Consider the following 15,871-nt stretch of genomic DNA (forward strand, 5'->3'; position numbering starts at 1 on the left):
AGATAAGATGACAGAAAATAAAAGCCGCCGGGAGTTTCTCAGCCAGAGCGGCAAAATCGCAACCGCTGCAACCGCCTGCGCGCTGTTTGGCGCTACCGGTTCCGTCGCGTATGCTGCAGATCCCGCAACATCTCTCTGCGAGACCGGCAAACCGATGAACATCACCGCAAAACACTACTATCTGGACAACGTGCTGCTGGAGGCCGGGTTCAACTTTGACGGCAGCGTGGCCGTTAGCACCCGCACCGAGCTGAAAACGCTGGAAATTAAGGACGGCAAGATTGCGGCGTTGCGCGACAACAAAAGCCACGCTGATGCCACGCTGCCGCACTACGATGCGGGCGGAAAACTGCTGCTGCCTGCCATGCGCGACATGCATATCCACCTGGATAAAACCTTCTACGGCGGCCCGTGGCGTTCGCTGAATCGTCCGGCAGGCACCACCATTCAGGACATGATCCGCCTCGAGCAAAAACTGCTCCCGGAACTGCAGCCCTACACCCAGGAGCGGGCGGAAAAACTGATCGATCTGATCCAGTCGAAAGGCTCCACTATTGCCCGCAGCCACTGCAATATCGAGCCGACATCGGGCCTGAAAAACCTCGAAAACCTGCAGGCGGTGCTGGCCCGGCGCAAACCCGGTTTCGACTGTGAAATTGTCGCCTTCCCGCAGCATGGGCTGCTGCTCTCCAACTCGGAATCGCTAATGCGCGACGCGATGCAGGCCGGGGCGCACTATGTGGGCGGACTGGATCCCACCAGCGTCGATGGCGCGATGGAAAAATCCCTCGACCTGATGTTCCAGATTGCGCTGGATTACGATAAAGGCGTTGATATCCACCTGCACGAAACCAGCCCGGCGGGCATTGCGGCGGTGAACTACATGGTGCAAACCGTGGAGAAAACCCCGGAGCTCAAGGGCAAGCTGACCATCAGCCACGGCTTTGCGCTGGCGATGATGGACGAGAAGCAGGTGGATGAGATTGCTACCCGCATGGCCGCGCAGCAGATCACCGTGGCGTCGACGGTGCCGATTGGCACGCTGCACATGCCGCTAAAACAGCTGCGGGATAAGGGCGTATTTGTGATCTCCGGCACCGACAGCGTGATCGACCACTGGTCACCGTATGGTCTGGGCGACATGCTGGAAAAAGCTAACCTTTATGCTCAGCTCTATATCCGCCCGAACGAGCAAACCCTGTCCCGCTCGCTGGGTATCGCCACCGGCGACGTACTGCCGCTAAACGACAAAGGCGAGCGCGTGTGGCCGAAGGCGCAGGACGCCGCCAGCTTTGTGCTGGTGGATGCCTCCTGTTCCGCCGAAGCGGTGGCGCGCATTTCCCCGCGCACCGCAACATTCCATAACGGCAACCTGGTGTGGGGCACGGTGGGGTAATTTGCCTTTCGCTCTCTCCCTGCGGGGAGAGGGCATCAGGCCGCACCTTTTGTACGATATACTGCCAGGCACATTCTTACGGAGGGATCTGCCATGGCACAAAATATCTACGACAACCCGGCATTTTTTGAAGGCTATGCCCAGCTGCCGCGCTCGGTTCAGGGCCTGGATGGCGCCCCGGAGTGGGCCTCACTGAAAGGCATGCTGCCGGATTTAACCGGCAAGTCGGTTATCGATCTTGGCTGCGGCTACGGCTGGTTCTGCCGGGTGGCACGCACGCTTGGCGCAGCGGAGGTAACGGGGGTTGACCTCTCCGAAAAAATGCTCGCACGTGCGGCTGAGCTCACTGACGATGCCAGCATCCACTACCAGCGCAGCGACCTGGAATCCATTACCCTCGCACCGAACAGCCTCGATCTGGTCTACAGCTCGCTGGCGTTGCACTACCTGCCTGAGCTTGACCCGCTGTTCGCTAAAATCCAGCACGCGCTGAAAACGGGCGGCAATCTGGTGTTTTCAATGGAACACCCCATCTACACCTGCGCCACGCGTCAGGGCTGGTTAGCCGACACTAGCGGCGAACGTTTCTGGGGCGTAAACCATTATCAGGACGAAGGCCAGCGCGTCAGCAACTGGCTGGCAGAGGGGGTCATCAAATACCACCGCACGCTTGGCACGATCCTCAACGCTTTGATTCAGGCCGGACTGACGATTAGCAACGTCAACGAATGGGGGCCAACGCAGGCGCAGATTGACGCCTGGCCTGCACTGGCTGAAGAGGCGGAACGCCCGATGCTGGTGCTGATTTCAGCCCGCAAGGGTCAGTAACCTACCTTATACACCCGTCCGCTCTGTACCCCTTCCACGCTGCGGCGATAGGCCTGGGCAACAGTCGCGGCGGGCACACTTTCAAAGCCCGGGAAGAAACCGTCGTAGGCTGCAGCGGATTCCGTTAATACCGTCGGGCTAATCAGGTTGATGCGGATCCCGCGCGGCAGCTCGCAGGCGGCAGCGCGGACAAACCCGGCCAGCGCGGCGTTGACCGTGGTGGCGTTCACCCCCTGGGCAATCGGCTCGTCGGCCACAATTCCGCTTATCAAGGTGATCGACCCGCCTTCATTCAGGTAGTGCTGCCCGGTCAGCGCCAGCCGCACCTGTCCCAGCAGTTTATCCTGCAACCCCTGGTTAAAGTCGCCGTCGGTCATGGTCGCCAGCGGGCCAAAGTGCAGCCCGCCGCTGGCAGAGACAATCGCATCCACCGGACCGATGTTTTCGAACAGTGCCTGCACGCTGGCCTGGGAGGTGATATCCACCTGATAGTCGCCCTGAGTGCGACCCACGCGGATCACCTCATGGCGACGACTCAATTCCTCGGTCACTGCCCGACCGACCGTACCGCTGGCACCAATAATGACGATTCTCATAGCCGACTCCTTATATTGTGAGCCCCCATTGTTTAATAAACCGGATGGCGGATAAACTGGCCTGACGTTAGATGATTACTAACCAGAGGTTTGTAATATGGATAAGCTTCGCGGCATGGAAACGTTTATCGCGGTGGTGGAGAGCGGCAGCTTTACCGGGGCGGCGACGCGGCTGGAGATGTCGGCGGTGATGGTCGGGAAGTACGTCGCCCTGCTGGAAAGCCAGCTCGGTACCCGGCTGCTGGAGCGCAATACCCGTCGTCAGAGCCTGACCGACGCCGGGCGAGTCTATTTTGACGAGGCGAAACGGGTGCTGGAGCAGGTGTCGATCGCCGAAAGCTCGGTCGAGCGCTTACGCGCCGCGCCTGCCGGGACGCTGCGGGTGACGGCGCCCACCTCGTTTGGCGGCTGCGTGATTGCGCCTTTGACCGCCAGCTATTTGCAGCGCTTCCCGGACGTGCGCATCGAGCTGGATCTGACCAACCGCAGGGTGGATCTGGTGGAGGAGGGCGTGGACCTGGCGATCCGCATCGGCGATATCCACTCCGACGATCTGGTGGCGAAATACCTCTGTCCGTACCGGATGGTGATCTGTGCGGCACCGGACTATTTAGCCCACCACGGCACGCCGCATACGCCTGCGGATCTGGTGGATCATCTGTGCTTGTCCCACACGGTCTGGACCGCGCGCAACGAGTGGCGCTTGCCGGGTGTGGAGGGGGAGGTGCGCTGGAAGCGCGATGCGATTTTGCGCTGTAACGACGGCTTCGGTCTGCGGATGGCGGCGATTGCCGGGGCGGGACTGCTGTTGCAACCGGAGGTGCTGGTGGCAGATGAACTGGCGAATGGTCGGCTTATACGTGTTTTAGAAAGTTACACACCACAACCCCGACCGGTGCATCTGCTGTGGCGACAGGACTTGCGCCCGCTGCCAAAACTCACCGCGTTTATTGCTCATATCATCAAACAGGCACCGTCTGTCCCCTCTCCCTTTCAGGGAGAGGGTTAGGGTGAGGGTGAGGGTTAGAAACGGTAACCTACGCCCACGTTGAAGCCGTTGATACCACGGTCGCCGTCGATATCGGTGGTGGTGCCTTCGTAACCGACGTTGATCGCCAGCTCTGCGGTCGGGTTAAACTGCACGCCCGCGCCATAAGCGAAAGAGGACGATTTTTCGGAGATGCTGTCGCGCTGGGTGTAGTTATCCCCGCCGTTGACCCAGGTGGTGTCGCCGTCCGCTTTGGTGTGGGCAAAACCGCCCAGCGCGTACAGGGAGACAAAGTCGTTAATACGGTAAGCCGGGCCGACCATCAGGGAGTAATATTTCACGTCAACGTGGTTATGCACCGAGTCAGACGCAATAGAATAATTCTGGTCATCGTCGCCGCTCATATAGGTGAATGACCCCATCACGCTGACCGGAGAATTCCACTCATAGCGATATTGCGCGTTCACGCCGCGAATATTTTTAAAATGTTCGACTTTACTCTGCGCATATCCCACAGAGACGGTGTGATTATCCGCCAGTGCCGCACCGCTCATCAGACCCGCCGCGACGAATACCGCCAGAGAGAGAGTTTTCATTTCCGTAATCCTTGTCACCATTTTTTGTAAGTTATGTCGGATATATCCTTATTGAAATCAGGATATATTCCACACCACATCAAGCGGTTAAATTGTTGGTTTTTTTGGCAGGGGATGAAATAGGGAATAATCTTAAAGGCCGGAATATTCCTGGAATTTGCCTCCCCTATTTTGGTAGGGTAGTCAGTGATTTGGATTAAGTATTGTCATGCTACGTCACGTTATACATCATCTTCACGCTGGAAGATGATGCCTTTTTTCTCTTCATGGATAGCAACGGTTATCTATTTCTTAATCAGCGTTGCATGACACAGTTTATTGTTTTTCTCGAACTGAAGGTGTATTGCGTAGTTAACATTTTCGTATTTTAACCACCCATTGATATACCCAAGAAGCATATCGGATTTACCTTCTCCGCTCAGCGTCGGCTGTCCAAGTAAATTTGCTACTGACACTCTGTCCATACCCGCTTTAATCCCAGGGACAAAGTTGCCTGCAAACGGTGAATATCCATCCTCATTGCCAAAGTAAAAATGAATATGATTCAGGCAGTCTTTACGAAACCCCATCTCGATACCAGACTGATAAAATTTATAATACTTCGTTTTTCCATCAGGATCGTTATATTCGCCAGGATCAGCTGATATATCCGGGGATTCACCGATTGCCTGACAAAGATTAATAACGTCAACAGAATGTTCGTGTTTACCCAGAACATGTATAAAGCTTACCCATTCCACTGTCATTTTATAACCCCCGTCTGGCGATTTCTGTCAATAATTTTTTGTATTGTATCATCAACAAGTTTTGGATCATAACCACGCTCAACCAGGTTGGTTCTTAGAGAGGTGATATCGCGGCATACAGCGCTGCAGAGATCCAGAGCATCTTTTTCTATCTGTGCCGCTGTGTTTTTCCCGCCATAGGTCGGCCCCGCCTGATGCACATCCTTAGGCACTTCTACTGCAGTTGCATTCTGATAAAGTTTTCTACTTTCAGCCTCAGTTAACGGGCGTCCAATTTCGATTTCTTTCGCTTTTTTCAGCGCAGCAAAAGAGGGGATATGGTCATGTTCTAAGTTATCGCCCACCACTGCACCTTTTTTAAGCTCCTGGAATGATCCTACATCCAGAGCCTTAACTTTTTGTACTTCAGTACTGGCTTGTTTAATCAGCTTAGATGCGGTTTCAAGATCGCCAGCTTTTAAGGCTTTCTCAGCCCCTTTTATCGCTTTGCCCGCTACATCTCCTGCGCCAGGAATGATGCCTATCGTCGCAGCCAGATAATCAAGCGCACTGTGCGCTTCCGCAAATCCTTTGATATCGCCGACGATGGGTACAAAATCCACCCCAAATAAAGCGGCATCTTTCAGCGCTTCCCGACGCTCGGTGTACATTTTAACCGAGCAGGCTTCGGCACTCATCCCGGCACAGTTTTCGCGCTGGTAGCGTTCATTTTCGGCCTTCACCTGCTCTTCGGCCACCTGCTCGGTGGTTTTACCCTGCGCCAGAGCCGCGGCGATGTCGCCAAGGGAGTTATTCTCAACCGTGGTCTTACCCGCCTGCGCCCCGGCAACCGTGGATGCTGCGCTGTCGCCCACCAGTCCGCCGGAAAGCCCCGCCGCCAGCGTCGCCAGCGCAGAAACCGTCTGCTTCTGCGTTTCGTCCAGCTCGTCGGCCGATTTACCGTACATCTCGGTAGCGATCATCCCCACCAGCTCGCCCGAGGCGGCACCGGCGGCACCCGCCAGCGCGTTTTGCCCCTGGGCGGCGGCCAGTGCGGCGTTGACAACCGCGTGGGCGGCGACTTTGCCTGCGTCGTTCAACCCACTGTGGTGACCAATCACTTCGGCAATGTACGGCGCGGCCCCGCCCGCAAGGGCGGCGCTGAGATCGCTCCCGGCCAGGCCCTGAACTGCCGCCGTCGCCGCCTGAATCGCCTGCTGATACTGGCCTCCGGTGCCAAAGCCCGAGGCGTTGAGCGCATCGTTATAGGCCGTCTGATAGATCTGGCCGTTAATGTCGTTCAGGGTCGCGGTTTTGCCTGGGTTGGCTTTTTCCCACGCGGCTTTCGCCTCCTGTAAATCCTGGGCGTTAACGTTGTTGAGCTTCTCTTTTGCCGCATGGGTGGCGCGGATGTTGCCCTCGGTGCGGGCAATATCGGCCACCTGATTGCCAATCTCGCCAATCAGCTGGGCCTGCTGCAGGCGCTCCTGCTCTTTCTCTTTGTCGAAGATAGGGGAGAGCGTCTGGTTGGCGTGCTCCACGTCGCGGCTGAGCTGGTTGACATCCTGAACCTGACGATTCGGGTCGCGGATAATCAGGGTCCCGTCCGAGACTGCGGCGTGGGTGGTGCTGCTGTCGTGTCCCTCGCGATTCGCCCCTACCAGCAGGCCGTTGGCCATGTTACCGGCAAACTGGCTGCCGATGCTGCCCCCGGTGCTCATCCCCACGCTTTGGTGTTCCACTTCGAAATCGGCGCGGTTTTCGATATTGCTGAAGCCAAGGGTGCCGGTCTCGAGACGGTTTTTATCAGCGGTCGCCGTAGAGCCAATCACCGCTCCGTTGAGCTGGGTATGCTCGCCCACGGTGACGTCATACCCGCCTTTACCCGCGAAGATCCCGGTCTGTTCCACCACCGAGTCGTAGTTGCTGTGCATCTTGTCGCGGCTGAGGTTAATGCTGGCCGAGCCGGTCATGGAACCGATGCTGAAGCTGCCTCCCGCGCTGGCATTCTGCTGTTTTGAATCGTAGCGATCGCTGTCCTGTTCGGAAGTGAGCGTCAGGTTGCGGCCAATGTCCGCTTTCACCGTTTCACCGCTCACCTGCGCCCCGGTCAGGGTGGCATCGCGTCCGGTCAGCAGCGTCACCTGACGGCCCGCGTCGACGGTGGTTTCGCTGTGGGTGGTGCCGTTGCCGCTCTCGCTGCCTTTGCCCCGGTTGATGCTGGCAGAGATATTAAGGCCAAAGCCGCCGGAGCCGACGCCAATCCCGACCCCGACGCTACCGCCCTTGCTGTCGTTTTTACCGTCCAGCAGCTGGGTGTTTTGCGCCGATCGCAGGTACAGATCGCGGTTGGCGGCAAGCGTTATATCGTTGCCCGCTTTAAGCTGGCTGCCTTCGACGGTCAGATCCCCGTCCGTACCTCTCTCGCCGCTGCCGGTGGCGGTAACGCTGAGGTCACGCCCGGCGTTGAGGGTGCTGCCCTGAGCGATATTCTGCTCGCTGGTCTGGGTCGATTTCGACGACTGGCTGCCGTAAGAGAGGCTAATGCCGACGGTGTTGGTGTTGCCCGCGTCCGCCCCCTGGGCCTGATCCATCCGCGCGGCCTGGGCGGCCTGCACCCCGGAGAGCGCAGCCTTCACCCCCTGCAGCGCCTGCAGACGGCCGCTGCCGGAGGATTTGGCCTGCTGGGAGGCCTCGACGGCGCTGTTCAGGGCGCTGCCGACGGTGCCGGAGAGCGCCAGGGTCAGCCCGGAGGTTTTCTGTTCCACCTCGTGGGTTTGCTGGCTGCGGTTGTTCACTGCCGTGATGTCGACGTTTTTGCCGCTGAGGGTCATATCCTGACCGGCCACCAGATCCGAGCCGCTGACCGTCAGGCGATCCCCGGCGCGCAGGGTCAGATCGCCGTCGACGCTGCCGACGGTGCTGCCTGCCTGAGTGGCGTCCGCGCCGGTATCGGTGGTTTTGACGCTTTGGGTCCCGACGCTAAAGCCGATCCCGCCCGAGCTTAACAGCCCTGATTTTTTCTCCTGCTTCTGGTGCAGCTCAGTATTGCGCTCGCCCTGGGTATCGACGGTCAGATTGTTGCCCGCCAGCAGGGCGACATCGCCTGTGCCCGCCACGTTGCTGCCGCGCACGGTCAGATCGTTTCCAGCGGTAAGGTTAACGGTATCGCCATTTAGCTCGCTGCTCTGCACCGTCTGACGGGCGATCTGGTCGTGGGTGGTGGTGGTGGTTTTCGACAGCCAGCCGTTACCGCCGACCACTTTATGCCGTTCATCCAGATCCTGACTGTTTTCACCTGCGGTCAGAGTCAGGTTATTCCCGGCGCTGAGGTTCAGCGCCTGTCCGGCGGAGAGGGCGGCGGCGCGAGCGTTAAGGTCATTACCTGCCGCCAGGGTGACGTCACCGGTGCCGGTCACTTCGCTGCCGACGCTGCGCGTCTCGCCCTGTTTCAGGCTGTTGTCGGCATCCCACACCAGGTTATCGCGGCTGGCGGTGGTCACGGTGTTGAGGGTCATATCCCGTCCGGCCACCAGCTGCGCTTTGCCGTTCTCGCCGCTGGCGATCACCTGCGCCCCGGTCAGGGTGATATCGCGCCCGGACTGCAGGGCCAGTTTGCCGTCGTCGCCCTGCACGTAAATGCCCGAGACGCTGTCAATGGTGGTGCGGGCGAAGCGGTTCTCGCCGTTGACGCTGTCGGCGCTGACGGTGGTGGTGGTGAGGGTAATGTCGCGCCCGGCGCTGGCCAGCACGCTACTGTCGCCGACGATCGCGCCGCCGACGTTGTTGATATCGGTGCGTGCGTTCAGGCTCACGTCTGCGGCCTGCATCGTGCCGGTCTGGTTGGTGATGTTGTCGGCATCCAGCTGCAGCACTTTGCGCCCGGCAAGGGTGCCCTGGTTAAACAGGTCGCCGTTGAGCTTGATTGAGACGTTGTTCCCGGCAATCAGCGCCCCGGAGCCGTCGATATCCCCCGGTTTCACCTTGGCGTACACCTGCGGCACCAGCACGTTCTCCATCGAGCCGTCCGGCATCTTCACGCGGGTGTTCACCAGCCAGACGATGTCCCCGGTCAGGAGCGCCATCTGCGCGGGCGTCAGCGCCACGCCGATCTTCAGATCGTACTGTTTGCCGAAGGTGATGCCCTGGTCCATCAGCGCTTTGTACTGCTCTTCGTCGTTGCTGTAGCCGTCCAGGTAGCGCTGGCCGGTAATGCCAATCACCTGCTCGCGGATCAAGCGCTGCTCGTAGTAACCATCCCCGAGGCGTTTTTGCGTATTGTCGCCATTCGCGCTGAAGGCGTTCTGCATATAGTCGCTGCCGAGCCACTGGCGCTCGTTGGTAAAGCGCGGATCGGTTTCGACCAGATACGGCACAGTGGCCGACGGGTTCACCTTGAACAGGCTGTTATCCGGCAGGGTGGTGTTGGGGCCGATAATGCGGATCGCACCTTCGGCAGGAGTGACTTCAAACTGCTGTCCGGCAGGCGGAGTCACCGGCTCGCCCGGCGAGACGGTCTGCTGCGGCGCGGGTTTTACGCCTGCGGCCTGACCGATCGCCACATCCGTGCCTGCCAGCACCAGCGGGGTAATGTTGAGATTGCTGCCCTCGACGCTGCCGTTACTCACCAGCTGGCCCGGCTTCAGGGCAATGCTCTGGATAACGGTCGGCGGCGTATAGGCGGTGCGGCTGCGGCCCTGCTCATCGTCGCCTTTGTGGCGAATACGATAGTAGTGGGTGACGGTCCCGTCATCAGTGGTGTAGCGCTTGCCCGGAACGTCGTCGTTCTGCACGCTTTTCAGCCGGTCAATCGCCAGCGTGCCGCCCGCAATCACCTGGCTGTTGTCGTTAAACAGCTTATCGCCCGTCAGCAGCAGGTTGCCCCCGGCGAGGATCTTCGCCGGGTCGCTCTCTTTGATCCGCGTTTCGTCAATCGTGCGGGTGTAGTCGTACTGGTTGAAGTTATCGTTGCCGTGGCCGGTTTTATCCGGCGTGTTGAGGTTTTTGAGCCCGTCGGCAGAGTTACGATCGACCCATACGCCATTGTCGGTTGAGCTCCAGCGGTTGGTCGAGCCGGAGTGCTGGTAGTCGGTGAGCTGTTCTTCAGAGACGCGCACCACCTCGGTGGCGAAGTGGTCGTTAATGTTGTTGATCTGCCCGGCGGCAATGGCCATGTCCCCGGCAGACTCAATGGTGGCGCTGTGGTTGTTGATGGTTCCCGCGCGGCCAATGACGGCCCCGCTGTCGTCCAGCGCGCCGCCAATGCTCATGCTGCCTGCGCTGTAGATCAGACCGTGGTCGCGGTTGTTCAGCGTCTGCACACCAAGATTAACCTGCTCGCGCCCGGCGAGCGTCGCCGCGGTGCCGTTTTCGGCGAGGTTATTAAAGGTGAGAGTGTTTACGCCCACCGCATCGCCGTAGATCCGACCCGTGCCAATGTTGGTGAGGGTGTTGGCATTGATGCGGGTGATGATCCCGTCGATCAGGCCGGTATTGTGTACCGTCCCGGTGCTGTTCAGGGTGGTGCTGCCGGCATTGATCTCGCCGCTGGCGAGATTATTCAGATTTGCGCTCTGCACGTTGAGGGCGCTGCCTGCCATCAGCGTGCCGCTGTTGGCCAGGTCGCCCCCGGTGGTGAAAGTCAGATTGCCGTTGGCAATAGTGGTGCCGCTGTTGGTTACGCCGCTGACGCTATGTAAATCCATATCCCCCAGCGACAGCAGCTGACCGCTGGCATCCAGGCTATTGGCCTGCACGCTTAGGGTTTCGCCCGCTTTGACGACGCCCCCGGCGTTGAGAAGGGCAAGCCCGTTACCGCGAAGATCGACGCTCCCGGCCGAGGCCAGCGCGCCCGCGCGGTTGTTCAGCACGCCACGGTTTTCGATGCTCAGGGCGTTATTTGTCAGGATGCTGCCGCTCTGGTTATCCAGCGAGCCGGTAGTGAGCGCCAGGCTCTGCGCCTCCAGGCCCTGATTTTCACCGAGGGTGTTCTGGTTAACAAAGCTCAGGGCGGTGAGGGTTACGCTTTTGCCGCTGCGGATCAGTCCCGAGACGTTATTCACCGCCCCCTGGGCGCTGTCGAGGAGCAGATCGCCCACCGACTGGATCTGCCCGCCGCCGTTTTGCAGGTAAGCGGTATGCAGGGCGGTATCGGCCTCGCCGGTGATGCGCCCGCCCGCGCGGTTATCCAGCGTGCCGGTGGTGATGTTCACGCCGCTGCCCTGCAGCAGGCCGCTCTGGTTATTCAGCCCGGTGGCGGCGGTGAGCGACAGATCCTCTGCCGCCGCCAGTGTCCCGGCGCTGTTGTTGAGCTGCTCACCGGAAAACGCAAGGCTGTCGGCGGATAAGGTGGTGCCGTGGCGGTTATCCAGCAGGCCGCCGGTCAGGGTCATCTCCCCGACCGATTTCAGCGCACCGTCGTTGTTGGTCAGCGTGGCGAACCCGGCAGTCAGGCGCTGGTTGGCGCCGATCTGGCCGTCGGTGTTGTCGATATCGCGGGCATTGAGGCTAAAATCGCCGTCGCTTGCGAGGAAGCCGCTCTGGTTATTGAGCCCGCCGCTCGCCACCTCCAGCGAACCCAGAGAGAGCAGGGAGCCGGAGCGGTTATCAAACTCGCCGTTTAGCGCCAGCGTCGCGCCGTCGGCAACAATCACCCCCTGCTGGTTGTTGAGGTTAGCCGCACCGATGCGCTGGGTTTTTGCCGCCTCAATGCGGCCTTTAGCGTTGTTCACGGCCTGCTGGCTGACGATCTCACCGTCGCCCGCGGCGGCAGATATCAGCCCCCGGGCGTTATCCAGCGTACCCGCCTCAAGCCGGGTGTTGCCCGCGACCGCCACGATCTGCCCGTCGCTGTTATCAATGGCACCCGCCTTGAGCTGGACGCCGTTCGCCGCGCCAATCTGCCCCTGCCGGTTATCGATGTTGCCCGGCAGGTTTACCGCCAGCGCGCCGCTGCCGCGCTGGACGATGTTGCCTTGCTGGTTACTGAGGTCGTGAGCGCTGAGGTTAATCGCCTCCGCGCCCAGCGTGCCGCCGTTGTTATTGAGTAATTTACCGCTACGGACAGTCAGTTCGCTGGCGTTCACCTTCGCGCTGGCGGTGGTTACATCCCCCGCGCCGCCGTCCAGCAGGACACGTTTACCCTGGGTCTGGCTGCCGCTGACGTCCACCCCCTGGCCGCTGGCGCTGAGATTGCCGCCCGCCAGCGTTTGCCCGTGGGCGCTGAGCTGGCCGCGGGTGCTGAGTTCCAGATCGCCCGCCTCGGCAAGCCTGCCGTCGTTTGTCACCCCGGCGGCCAGCACGCTCGCTTTACTGGCGGTGAGGCTTCCTGCGTTCACCCGGACGTGGCTGGCGGCGGTGATCGCCCCGCTGTTGTTCATCTCGCCTGCGGTTTGCAGGCGGGCAGCGTCGCTGGCCCGGACGGTGCCGCTGTTTTCGATGCGTCCGTCGGCTGAGATCGTGACGCTGCCTGCCTGGGCGCCGATGGCGCCTGCGTTACGCACGCCGACGCCGCGCTCGGTGCCCACCATGCGGATTTTGCCTGCGTACATGCCCCCGAGGCTGGCCACGTCTACCGCCATCTGTGGGCGGGTGGCCGGATCGTCGCTGCCTTTTTCGATACTCTCGTGGGCGGCATCCACCTGGTTACGTCCGGTGGTAATCTTCAGATCGTTGGCCCACAGTCCGGCGTTGACCTTTACCGAGCGGGCGATAATGTCGGTGTAATCCGCGCCGGAGGTGTCCATCCCGGCACCCTCGACCACCACTTCCCCGCGCTCGACGTTAAAGCCGGTGAGGTTGCCGTCTTTCATCTGCGCCTGGCCGGTGGTGAGCGTGGCGCGGTTGGCGTTGATAAAGCCGCAGCCGCTACAGGTAATGCCCGACGGGTTGGCGATCACCACCTGCGCTTTTTTACCGGCAACTTCGATCATGCCGTTGAGCTTGCTCGGATCCCGGGAGCTGACCTCGTTGAGGATTACTTTGGCTTCACCCCTGGCGAGCCACGGGTTGCCTGCCACCATGCCGCCAAGGTTGGTCTGCACGTTGTTGTGGGCGTTGTTAAGGATCACCCCTTTGTTATCCACGTCGAACTGGGTGTAGTTGTTGCGCGACACCCCGGCGTTAGACGGGGTCTGGATATTGACCTGCGGCGTACCGTTGGCACTGTTGATCACCGTCGGCTGCTGGTTTTTAGGTGCACCGGCGTCGGCAACGATGTTGGCCTGCGCCGTGTGTACCGCCCCCATCGCCAGCCACAGGCTAAAGCTGAGGGCGCTTACTTTGCCAATAAGACGGCTGTGGGTCTGGCTGATACCGGAAGAACGGGACGAACCGGCGCGGCCGGAGCGGGCGATATCCGCCACCACCATCAGCATGCCGCGCGCTTTGTTAAAGACAATTCGGTACAGGTTCTTATTCATGGTTCGTTCCTTTAAACGCTTCCGGCAGGTTTACGGCGAGCGGGTGGTTCTGTTGCCAGGCTCTGGCGTGTTGGCGGCTGACGTGGTTGCCGTGGAACAGCATCACGCGCTTGCCACGCTCGGCGCCCCGATGCCAGAGCGCGCGGCAGATATGGTCGGGGAAGATATCCCGACGCAGCAGGGCCGACATTTCGGCGGTGTGGCCGAACGGGGCGATCCAGTCGCAGAACCAGATCCGATCCCCACTGTCCCAGTCTGCCTCTGGCATCTCAATGGACGGGCGGGTGAGAAAGCGGGCTTCCGATTCCTCATTCAGCCAGGCCCAGCTGAGGAAAAAGACCGGGCGGTCGTTTTCAACCACCAGCACGTACTGACGGCGCTTAATGATCGGCAGCAGCAGCGTTGGCAGGGCATGCAGCGGGGCATCCCGGTGCATCGGGGAGTGCATCCACAGCCAGACGGTGGCACCCAGCACCTCGGCTTCACTCTCTTCACCGCCGAGGATCAGCGGGGCTTTGATCTCCAGATTTCCGACGCGCATCACCAGCTCCAGTTGAGGTTAAAGCCGAGCGTCAGATCGCTGGTGGCAAAGCCGTCCGGCTTCGAGAACGGCGTCCCGGCGAACAGGTCGTAGCCGGTGTTAAAGGCGTTGCCGCGCAGGCCCGCCACGCCGCCCGCCAGATGTTTACCGACCTGCAGATCCGAGCTGTAGCCGCCCACTTCGCCGTAGTCGGCACCCAGATAGAACTCCTGATTCGGCAGGGGCGTGCGCCAGGCCAGATCGTTACGCACGTACCAGCCGTGGCTGGCGCTGAGGGTGCGCTCGCCGTCAAAGCCGCGCACCGTCCAGCGGTTGCCGATGGCGAACTGATCCTGCGGGGTGAGCGGGGTGTTGCTTATCTGGCGCAGGTACTGCACGTTGTAGCGGAAGTTTTGCGTGCCGATGGCAAACGGCAGATCGAGCTGGGTGCTCAGCAGGGTGATTTTGCCCAGCGCAGTGGCATCGCCCCAGTACTCTTCCGGGGCAGGCTGCGCGCCAAACCAGCGGGTGCCGCGCTGATAGCTGATACCCGCGTCAAGCGTTGCCTGGCCGATGTAGTGGCGATGCTCCAGCCCGACGCGCCAGCCTGCGGTCTGCCGACGCTGAACGCCCACCTCCGTGTCGTCGATAAAGTTGCGGGTTTCCCGCGCCAGGACGTCGTAGGTGAGGGTGGTTTTTTGTGAGCCGTTGCGGTGCAGCACGCGGCTGAGCTGAATATCGAGGTTTTTGCTTTTGCCGCTGTAGCGATAATCTTCGTTCAAACCGGCGACGGTCTGGTGGTAGTCGTAGTCGCTGCCGGTGATGCCCAGCATCCAGTATCCGAACGGCACCGAGTAGTGGGCGGTGTAGTTTTTGCTGCCCTTGCCGCTTTTATCGTTCAGATCGTGGCTGGCGGAGACATACAGCAGATCGCTCAGCGAGAAGGGGTTATCCAGCGACAGGGTGACGCCGCCCTGATAGCGCCCGGTGGTTTCGGTCCCGGCGTCGTCCAGCGACAGGCCGACACGCCACATTTTGCTCTGCTTACGGACGATCGCCACATCGCTCTCACCCGGATTTTCCCCTGGCACCAGCTCCATGTTGGCTTCTACCGTCGGCAGGCGCTGTAGGTTTTCCAGCCCTTGTTCAATATCGCGCAGATCCAGCAGCTCCCCTTCGTGTGCCGGGAAGGCGCTGTACAGCTGGATATAGTCGTCGCTCTCTTTGGTCAGCATCACGTGGCGGATCGCCCCCGGCACGATGGCCAGTTTCAGGGTGCCGCTTTTCAGATCCTGCGACGGGGCCAGCACGCGGGTGGTGATCCAGCCGTGATCGACGATCCGGTTCTGCAGGGTGCTCATCAGCAGATTGATCCCTTTGCCGCCCAAGCAGCGCCCCTGGGCCTGGTCGGCAATTCGCTGCAGCGGCAGCCAGTGGGGCAGGGCCTGCTGGCCGCTCAGTTCGACGCGGTTAATCGGGAAGCAGGGGGTTTCCGTCGGGAAGGCAATTTTGCCAAAGCCTGATGACGGCTCAGAAAGCCGCACATCGGGCACTGGCGGGGTTAATTGCTGCTCTAAGGCTCTTTGACGCTGCTGCTGAATTATAAATTGATTATCCGGCTCCGCTGCGTGGGCAGAGAACAGTAAAGGCAGGCCAGCGGCTGTCGTTATTATTATGGCGATAGGGTATCGGGCGTTCATCAAGGATCCGTGCCGTGTAAGCAAATAAGTTGCAGTGTGAATTTGTGTAAAATTGTTTATTTATTACGGGGGGAATGAAAGGGGGATTAATCCTAAAGCCCG

The 15,871-nt window shown here is 60.2% G+C and carries 9 protein-coding genes; 3 read left to right on the plus strand and 6 right to left on the minus strand.

What is annotated here, in order from left to right; all coding sequences use genetic code 11:
• Window positions 1-7: 7 nt before the first annotated feature.
• Together M8014_RS07785 and M8014_RS07790 are read left to right on the plus strand one after the other, a co-directional pair.
• Complete coding sequence (locus tag M8014_RS07785; RefSeq protein WP_271281950.1) at window positions 8-1,396, plus strand: amidohydrolase family protein; 1,389 nt, start codon at window positions 8-10, stop codon at window positions 1,394-1,396.
• A gap of 93 nt (window positions 1,397-1,489) precedes the next feature.
• On the plus strand, window positions 1,490-2,224 hold the full coding sequence (locus M8014_RS07790; protein ID WP_271281951.1) for a class I SAM-dependent methyltransferase: 735 nt from the start codon (window positions 1,490-1,492) through the stop codon (window positions 2,222-2,224).
• Here the strand turns inward: M8014_RS07790 and M8014_RS07795 are convergent.
• Window positions 2,218-2,820 carry a short chain dehydrogenase gene (locus tag M8014_RS07795; protein ID WP_271281952.1) on the minus strand — a complete coding sequence of 201 codons (603 nt, stop codon included), beginning with the start codon at window positions 2,818-2,820 and terminating at the stop codon, window positions 2,218-2,220. The two genes, M8014_RS07790 and M8014_RS07795, sit on opposite strands and share 7 nt — an antisense overlap.
• A 97-nt stretch (window positions 2,821-2,917) precedes the next feature.
• On the opposite strand from M8014_RS07795, the gene M8014_RS07800 reads away from it, so the two are divergent.
• Window positions 2,918-3,829, plus strand: a complete 912-nt coding sequence (locus M8014_RS07800) for a LysR family transcriptional regulator (RefSeq protein ID WP_271281953.1) — start codon at window positions 2,918-2,920, stop codon at window positions 3,827-3,829.
• Window positions 3,830-3,843: 14 nt separating this feature from the next.
• Here the strand turns inward: M8014_RS07800 and M8014_RS07805 are convergent, their stop codons facing one another.
• From M8014_RS07805 to M8014_RS07825, 5 genes are all read right to left on the minus strand, one after another.
• Complete coding sequence (locus M8014_RS07805; protein WP_271281954.1) at window positions 3,844-4,404, minus strand: Ail/Lom family outer membrane beta-barrel protein; 561 nt, start codon at window positions 4,402-4,404, stop codon at window positions 3,844-3,846.
• A 284-nt stretch (window positions 4,405-4,688) separates the two neighbouring features.
• Window positions 4,689-5,150, minus strand: a complete 462-nt coding sequence (locus M8014_RS07810) for a hypothetical protein (RefSeq protein WP_271281955.1) — start codon at window positions 5,148-5,150, stop codon at window positions 4,689-4,691.
• On the minus strand, window positions 5,147-13,549 hold the full coding sequence (locus tag M8014_RS07815) for a two-partner secretion domain-containing protein (RefSeq protein ID WP_271281956.1): 8,403 nt from the start codon (window positions 13,547-13,549) through the stop codon (window positions 5,147-5,149). The genes M8014_RS07810 and M8014_RS07815 overlap by 4 nt, the downstream gene beginning before the upstream one ends.
• Window positions 13,542-14,090, minus strand: a complete 549-nt coding sequence (locus tag M8014_RS07820; protein WP_271281957.1) for a toxin-activating lysine-acyltransferase — start codon at window positions 14,088-14,090, stop codon at window positions 13,542-13,544. The genes M8014_RS07815 and M8014_RS07820 overlap by 8 nt, the downstream gene beginning before the upstream one ends.
• Window positions 14,090-15,769: a ShlB/FhaC/HecB family hemolysin secretion/activation protein gene (locus tag M8014_RS07825; protein WP_271281958.1), complete on the minus strand. Its 1,680-nt coding sequence runs from the start codon at window positions 15,767-15,769 to the stop codon at window positions 14,090-14,092. The genes M8014_RS07820 and M8014_RS07825 overlap by 1 nt, the downstream gene beginning before the upstream one ends.
• Window positions 15,770-15,871: the final 102 nt, after the last annotated feature.

It is taken from the genome of Silvania hatchlandensis (genome assembly GCF_025564065.1).
GTDB classification, from domain to species: domain Bacteria; phylum Pseudomonadota; class Gammaproteobacteria; order Enterobacterales; family Enterobacteriaceae; genus Enterobacter; species Enterobacter hatchlandensis.